Consider the following 8,149-nt stretch of genomic DNA (forward strand, 5'->3'; position numbering starts at 1 on the left):
AAGTAGATTAAAAGGAAAAAAGGTGAATGGAAATCGGTTCAACTTCGAGTAAGGATCGATATCGTATCGTTTATTCAACTTTATAGCCAACCCCCCAAACCGTTTTTATAAATCTCGGACTTCTTGGATTTGATTCAATTTTTTCGCGAATTTTGCGGATATGCACCATGATCGTATTATCGGAGTCATAATAGGCTTCCTTCCAGATGGTTTCGTACAGCTTTTCCGAGCTCCACACCATCCCGCGATTCCGGACCAACAGCTCAAGAATTGCGAATTCCCTTGGGGTCAACTTAATTTCTTTACCTTCCAACTTGACTTCATGCGTCTGTGTATTGATTGTCAGATCATCCACTTCGAACTCGTGGTCCTTGTTCACATGCGGTACATTAAGCCTAGTGTAACGGCGAAGCTGGGATTTAATGCGAGCGATAAGCTCCAACGGATTAAACGGTTTACTCAAGTAATCGTCGGCACCTGAGCTTAAGCCCCAAATTTTATCCATATCTTGACTCTTTGCAGACAGCATGATGATCGGCATATTTTTTTGCTCTCGGATTTTTAAGCAAGCCTCGATCCCATCCATTTTCGGCATCATGATGTCGAGAACGATTAGATCTACGTCTTCCTTCTGAAGGACCTGCAAGGCTTCCGCTCCATCGGATGCTCGAAGCAGCTGATAACCTTCATTTTTCAAATAAATTGCAAGCATATCTATGATTTCTTTCTCGTCGTCGACAAGGAGTATCGTAGGTTGTGCCATTCCGGGTACCCTCCTTTATAGTTCTGTGTAAGTAAACGTATCAAGTTGGTCTGGTAAATTCAATCAAAATGTTGATAGCTATCATGAGGCTTAGTATAGACACTGAATCTTAACAGATTATGGAGACAATTCTTAAGGTTTTCTTAATATCAGGGTGCCGCAATATAAAAAAACCAGCCCTTAGGCTGGTTAATCAACATATCACTTTTGCTGCTGCTCAGATATCTTAAAGCTTTTTACAGACTTTTGTAGTTCAACTGACATCTCCGCTAACTGGCGGATTGCCGATGTAATCTCTTCGATCGATGCACTCTGCTCTTGAGCAGCGGCTGCGACTTCTTCATATCCGGCAGACTGCTCTTCGGTGATTCCCGAAATTTTATGCATCACACGGGAAATGATTTCGAATGAGCGCACGGCTCTCTCCAGCGTATTCAGCAAATGATCCGTCCGCTCGGAAAACACGGAAATACCATTGAAAATGACTTTGAAATTTTCATACGTATCGTTAATCCAGGTTTGACCCTGTTCAACAGCCTGATTGCCCTGGACGATGCTTTCCATCACCAGACGGCTGTCTTTTTGCGTGCCTGAAACGAGTCCAGTAATCGAACTTGCGGCTTTCGAGGATTGCTCTGCGAGCTTCTTCACCTCGCCGGCGACAACGGCAAAACCTTTGCCTTGTTCGCCAACACGTGCCGCTTCAATCGAAGCATTCAAAGCCAGTAGATTCGTCTGCTGCGCAATCTCTGTAATAATATTGATAATCGCTCCGATTTCCTTCGAACGACTTCCCAACTGTAGTGCGGCTTCATGCGATGATTTCATTTCTTTTTGGATCACGTTCATCTGATGCAGCGTCTTTTCGACAAGTTGCTGGCCATCAACCGATTGCGCACCAACTTTGTGCGCCATCTCCTGCATCTCTTTGACTTCAGCCGTTACCTCCGTCAATTCTGAGTTGATCTCAACGATGGATGATGTGCTCTCTGATATGGAACTCACAACTTCAGCCACACCGTCATACATATTGTTCATAGAAACAGCAACCAGTCCTGCACTTGAACTTGACTCGTCAGCAGATTGATACAATTGCTCACTCGTATGAGTAATAATGTGGGATGAATCATACATCTGGCGGATAAGCGACTCCAGATTCCTTCGCATCACATTAAATGCTGCAGCCAGTTTACCAATCTCATCGGTACGCTGAATGAAGACTTGTTCAGTTAAATAACCAGCAGCAACCTTCTCAGTGACTTGCATGAGCTGTACAACTGGCCTTGTCACGGACCGACTAATGTAGTACGCGATTAGACTGCCAATGGCCAAAACAATAAGTGTAATGCTCAGCATTGTCCAAAACAAATCTTGCTTCGTTTTGGGAATAACGCTCGCATCCAAATCAATACCGATAATACCGACGTTATCGCCATTCTTGTTACGAAGTGGAACAAATACAGATTTATGAATACCGTATTCATCTTTGTAAATGCTGCTGATCATCGGTTTATCCTCGGCGATTGCCGCATTCATTTCTGGCGTAAACGGATATTCAGTACCGTAATCATCGTCAACACCCGTTAAAATTACGATCTGTTCTTTCATTGGAGTTCTAGTCAATACATACACGTTCTCTAACGTGTCATGCTTCTTGAACTCCTCGAATTGTTTTTTTATTTTCAGATAACCTGGTTGTTTGGTGTCCGTAATATCTTCAGGCCGTTCTGGTAGGACAGCTAGATAGTTGGATACGTTTTGAATATTCGACGTTAATCGCAGTACAAATTGGTCCTCAAGTTTCGTCGCTAAGCCTTTACTAACCCAGTATCCCGACAATGAAAATACCGAGCTAACAACTAACAACAGTAAAACAATGCTGATCGTCATTTTCACCGCAATATGTGCACGGATCCAGTTCATCACTTTGGTTGTGAAAAGTTTCGTTCTATCAGTCAGAGCTTGCGCTTGCGTAGCCACTTGTTGTTACCTCCCGCTTAACGTAGATGCTTCCGTATATGTCTCATAAACTTGTGAAACGAATGTCTTCAAATATTGCACGATTTCTGGGACATGCTTAACCTCCGTATAGGGGGAGATTACGAATATTTTGGTCGCATATAAAGCAGTAGAGCTCCCCTCTTTCGTTGGTACTAGCAAATGCTTCTTGGTATCGCCAAAAAATATGCGTTCACGTTGATCACCAAGAATTTCAAACAGGATTTCATTAAACTTGTTGATATGCTCAATTTCATTTAGCGTACATGCACCCGAAATTTCGTCCTGAAAGCGAGAGATGCCCTCTGGGTAAAGTCGGAATAACGTAATAATACCGGGATTATCGGCATTAACAATGACAGCCTCCGGGATATCCCGACGCAGTTCTTCCCGGAACGCGAGATTAACCTCAACGAATTGAGCTAAGAGCTGCTGATATCCTTGAATGCCAAATGCAAGAAGAGCGCTGTAAATGCTAATCGAGCTAGCCATACGAGAGCATTCCAGCGTATAACCTGTATGATACTGGCCATAACCACGATGCCCGACGTATGGCGTCTCATCCGGATGCAGATCCATTAAAGTTAAATCTGCGGCTTCTTTTAGAAGGAATAGACTTGTTAGATAAGGGGTTTGCCCCAGTTTTTGAAAATCAAAGCAAAGCGAATCCGCCAAATGCAAATGTCTCATCCGGCTATGTATAGCTTGTAATGCTTGCAGTACCTCGTCTTTGAAATCTAACGGATTAGCCGTGAAATCATAATCTTGGAAGAAAGCAAAAAATCCACCTAATGCCGAGTCCGCATGGATATGCGCCCTTTGAAGCCCAAACTGCGCTGCAACCTTGCCAGCTATTGCTTGGATCTGCTCCAAATCGTCAATCCCCATGGCATCCGTAGTCCCTGTTGTTGCAACAATGTAAATCGGGATTCCGCCTCGGGCAATGACCTCTTCCATCTTATGCCGCAAATCGCTCACATCCATGGAACTGTCGGCTTTCGTGCGAACGCGGATCAATTTATCGCTCCCGATTCCAGTTGCTTCCACAGATTTGAATAAGCTGTAATGCGCAGCATCGGAACAGAACGCATACAAGTTGTTAGGAACGCCTTTCTGCAAGGCTTCCGGAGCAAACTTGGCAATCGCTATACGCAGTCCTGAGAATACAGCTCCCTGACCACCCCATGTTGTATATCCGCCGCTTTTCATGGCATCATATCCGATTAATTTCGACATCATGCTGATGACTTTCACTTCTGCTTCGGCTCCCGCTGGACCGTACACATCCCACAGATTGTTGCCATTTACCATGAACGCCGCAAGCATGCCCAGAATGCCTGGTATACTAGCCATCGGCAGAATGTTGGTTAGAAAATATTTCGTATGATAGGGATGATCGTGCAGTAGTTCCAATAATTCCGAGTTTACTTCCTCCATCGGCATACTGTCGGCCGGGATCGCGCTATCCTGGATGAGGTTCTTATAAAAGCTGTCTGTGCGGTCTTTCTCCCCTTTAAGGTTAACGCCGTCCGGGTTTTTCAGCACATCGACACCAGTCAAAATTTGTTCAACGAATCGCAAAATCATTTGGCGTGATTGCAGGTTGCCATTCTCACTAGGAAACAATTTCTGTACGTTTGGCAATCTTCTCTCTCTCATAATTTCCTCTCCTATCAATAGAATCGTTCATAGAAAAAACGCAGGAAAATTGTTAAATACAGCAAAAACCCCTTCCTTCGACAAGGATCGACAGCATACCTTACATTTTTATACATTAGTATAGTACAGCAAAATGAATATAACAACACAATTTACCAAATCTTATAGTGAAATAGTACTTTTGTTATATAGTTGATACACTGTCATTTAATAACCATCGGTAGAATAATAGGTATATGAAACAAATACTGAGTTCATAGTCTGAGTCAGGTACATGTAGGGAAAGCCCTACAATGACCTCCAGCTTGGGGTTGGGTCGTTGGACGAAATCCAATGAAAACAGTGATTTGAAGGCTCGATTAACGATTGTATTGGATGAAATCCAATGAGATCAGTTAATCGTGGTGCTAYAGCGCGGGATATGGCAGTTGCATTGGAAATCGTCCAATGAAATGCGCAATTTGGGCGCCCGATTGGCACTTTCATTGGATTTCATCCAATGTGGCTATACTTGTTTCCCCCACAGTTTTCTGTGGGGGGTGCGGGCGGCAGGGGCGGCGAGGAATGCGGAGCGGCGGGACGACGGGCGGCAGAGCGGCGGGGCTGTGCGGGCTGCGAGGCGGCGGAGCTACGCGGGCTAGGAGAGCAGACGGATCACCATGATCCATGCGGGAATCCGGCATGTCCTTCCTGCAAGGGATCTGTAGTACCCTATTCTTGAGGAAATCGGGCTATTTCCTCCCTGAGCGGAACTACAAGGTCTTATTTCGCCTCCATGCGCGTTTTCCGGGCGAAATTGGCAAATTAGCGTACCGTAGTTCCCCCTCCACGTGGAGAGTCTGCCTTTTCAGAGAAATAGCGGTCTATAGTTCCCTGAAAGCCCCCAAACATAAAAAAAAGCTTTATCACCAATTCCAAAGTGGAAGGGGATAAAGCTTTTTACGATTAAGAAATGGATTGTGCCGCGTCCATACTCCCTTGGGAGTGCTGATACAATTGCTCATAATAGCCATGCAGAGCAAGTAATTCCGCATGGTTGCCCTCCTCAACAATTTGCCCTTGGCTCATAACCAGAATCCGATTCGCATGAATAATCGTCGAGATTCGATGAGCGATCACAAGGGTCGTTCTCCCCTCAGCAACAATCTGCAGAGCCGACTGAATCAACTGCTCCGTCTGGGAGTCCAAATTCGCCGTAGCTTCATCGAGGATCAATATTTTCGGTTGGAAAACAATGATCCGCGCAAATGAAATCAATTGCCTTTCACCGGCAGATAAGCCGCTTCCTCTTTCCGAGATCCTCGTCTCGTACCCATCCTTCAACCTCGCTATCAGAGCATCCGCGCCAACCAATTGGCAGGCCTTGATGACATCCTCACGCGCGACGGTCTCATCAAACATACGCACATTATCGAGAATACTACCGGCATATAAATAGGGCTCTTGCTGCACCAGTCCAACTATACGATGCAAATTAGCCTGCTGAATATCCCGAATGTCTGTGCCATCAATCCGGATGCTTCCTTCCTGCACATCGTAGAAGCGGCAGAGCAAGGAAATAAGCGAACTTTTGCCCGCTCCCGTCGTGCCGACAATCCCGATCATTTCCCCTGGTGCAATGCGAAGCTCAAGATCATCAAGAACGGAAATATCCTTCAAATAGCCAAACTTCACATGGTTAAAATGTATCTCGCCCTTGACCTTAGGCAGCGGGATGATCTTCGCATTCTCCTTGTCATTCACGTCCGGCTGCGTTGCAAAAATGTTCCAGATCCGGTTCATTGACACAGTCGTAGACTGGAGTGTATTCCACTGCTGCGTGATATTGTTAATCGGTTGAAAAAACTGCCGAATATACGTGATAAACGCATAGAGGACACCAAACTCAATCGTTTTATCGAATACAGCCATTCCACCGACCCAGGTGATAAAAGCTACAGATAAATTTCCTAAAATATCAAAAGATCGGTTAAATAACACGTTTGTGCGAATTTCCCGCAAATTTGCCTGAAAGTAGCTGGAATTCCGATCCACAAAACGTTTCATTTGTTCATTCTCTTGGTGAAAGGCTTGAATGAGATGCATGCCCGATAAATTCTCAGCCACAAAGGCTACCATTTGAGACAATCGCGTCCTGGAGAGCTGATACGTTTTGCGCATATATTTACGGAAGCTTATAGCAATAATCGCGATGATTGGAATCACTATCATACTGTACAACGTAAGCGTTGGATCCAGATGATACATTAACACAATGATGAAAATCAAGGTCATCCCGTCGCGCACTAGACTTAACAGAACTTGTGTGAAGAACTGGTTCAGTGTCTCTGTATCGCTGGATACATGCGTAATCAGGCTGCCACTAGGCGTCTTGTCATAATAAGACATCGACTGTTTGAAAATGTGCTGGAACAAATCCTTACGGATTTTGGCCACAATACTTTGGCCAGCGAATTGCAGCAAGTTATTCTGCAAATAGCTGAAAAATAAAGAGCTTACGGAAAGTCCCATATAAAACAGACAAATCAACAGTAGTCCGTGATAATCATTTTTCCCGATCATCAAGTTATCATCAATTGCGATCTTGACGAGATACGGTTGAAATAAGTCAGCAGCGATGCCCATTAATGCGCACAGCAGAACAGCTGCAAATGTTAACCTATGCGGTTTGGCATAAGCGGATAGGGCCCGGAAGGACGTTTTCATCGCTTGCGGCTCAGTGGTGCTGCGCTCTTTACTCCGCGACATCGTGGTTGCCCCCTTCCTGTATCGCATGAAGCTCGGCGTACAAGCCTTCCTGTGCGATAAGTTCTTGATGTGTGCCGCGTTGAACTATTCGGCCTTCGTGGAGCACAATGATCTCATCCGTATGTTTTAATGCTGATATACGGTGTGCAATCCAGATTGTCGTTTTGTTGGAACGTTCTTTACGGATCGTGTCGATGATATGCTTTTCTGTTACAGAGTCTACTGCGCTAACGCTATCATCAAGGATCATGAGCGGTGAATCCTTGATGATGCCTCTGGCGAGACTCGTTCGTTGGCGCTGACCACCTGACAAAGTCACCCCGCGTTCACCCAGCTTCGTTTCAAACTTCTCAGGAAAGGATGTAATGCTGTTCAGGATTTGCGCATTCTTGGCAGCGCGTTCAACCTGCTCAAGCGGTAATTCCCGTTTGTAAAAAGCGATGTTATCCCGAATAGTTGTGCTAAACAGGAAGCCCTCTTGAGGCACATAGGCGATCTGATTGCGCAGACTTTCCAAGGTCACATCCCGAATGTCTGTATCCCCGATCCAAACTGTCCCCTCAGGCGGATCATAAATCCGCAGCATTAGCTTCACCAGCGTGGATTTGCCGCTTCCTGTTTTACCGATAATGCCAATCGATTTACCTGGCTCAATCGTCAGCGAGATATCATGTAGCACCTCATCTTCGTCATCCGGATAAGCGAAGGACAAGTGTTCAATCCGAATACCCTCTTGATCGAGGTGGGAAGGTTGCGCCAACTCCGACTGCACAACTTCTGATTTCAGATCAAGCAGCTCATTAATCCGCTCAAGCGATGCTTTGGACCGCTGCATGGCATTAATCACACGGCCGATCTGCTGAAGCGGGTTGACCATCATGCGTATGTATAGCGTTAATTCAACGAAATTCCCAATCGTAATCCGGCCATGAATCGTCAAATAGCCCCCAAATGCAATCGCGATAATAAGCGATATTGCGC

The 8,149-nt window shown here is 45.3% G+C and carries 5 protein-coding genes; all 5 read right to left on the reverse strand.

The features are described 5' to 3' along the window. Positions 1-70: 70 nt before the first annotated feature. On the reverse strand, positions 71-763 hold the full coding sequence (locus AC1DUA_RS13575) for a response regulator transcription factor (RefSeq protein WP_477500269.1): 693 nt from the start codon (positions 761-763) through the stop codon (positions 71-73). Positions 764-964: 201 nt separating this feature from the next. Beyond that, the gene (locus tag AC1DUA_RS13580) at positions 965-2,743 is read right to left on the reverse strand and encodes a methyl-accepting chemotaxis protein (RefSeq protein ID WP_477500270.1); all 1,779 of its coding nucleotides are present in this window, start codon (positions 2,741-2,743) and stop codon (positions 965-967) included. Between the two features lie 6 nt (positions 2,744-2,749). After that, a complete protein-coding gene (locus AC1DUA_RS13585) occupies positions 2,750-4,420 on the reverse strand; it encodes a pyridoxal phosphate-dependent decarboxylase family protein (protein WP_477500271.1) in 1,671 nt (556 codons plus the stop codon). Positions 4,421-5,365: 945 nt separating this feature from the next. Then, positions 5,366-7,168, reverse strand: coding sequence for an ABC transporter ATP-binding protein (locus AC1DUA_RS13590; RefSeq protein WP_477500272.1), 1,803 nt, complete (start codon positions 7,166-7,168; stop codon positions 5,366-5,368). Next, a partial coding sequence (locus AC1DUA_RS13595) for an ABC transporter ATP-binding protein (RefSeq protein ID WP_477500273.1) occupies positions 7,155-8,149 on the reverse strand: 995 nt, incomplete at its 5' end. The genes AC1DUA_RS13590 and AC1DUA_RS13595, both read right to left, overlap by 14 nt.

This window comes from Paenibacillus sp. 01T422 (assembly GCF_056398785.1).

Bases quoted from the DNA above. Each gene is read 5' to 3' on its own strand.
- AC1DUA_RS13575 (WP_477500269.1), bottom strand. From the start codon at position 763: ATGGCACAACCTACGATACTCCTTGTCGACGACGAGAAAGAAATCATA.
- AC1DUA_RS13585 (WP_477500271.1), bottom strand. From the start codon at position 4,420: ATGAGAGAGAGAAGATTGCCAAACGTACAGAAATTGTTTCCTAGTGAG.
- AC1DUA_RS13590 (WP_477500272.1), bottom strand. From the start codon at position 7,168: ATGTCGCGGAGTAAAGAGCGCAGCACCACTGAGCCGCAAGCGATGAAA.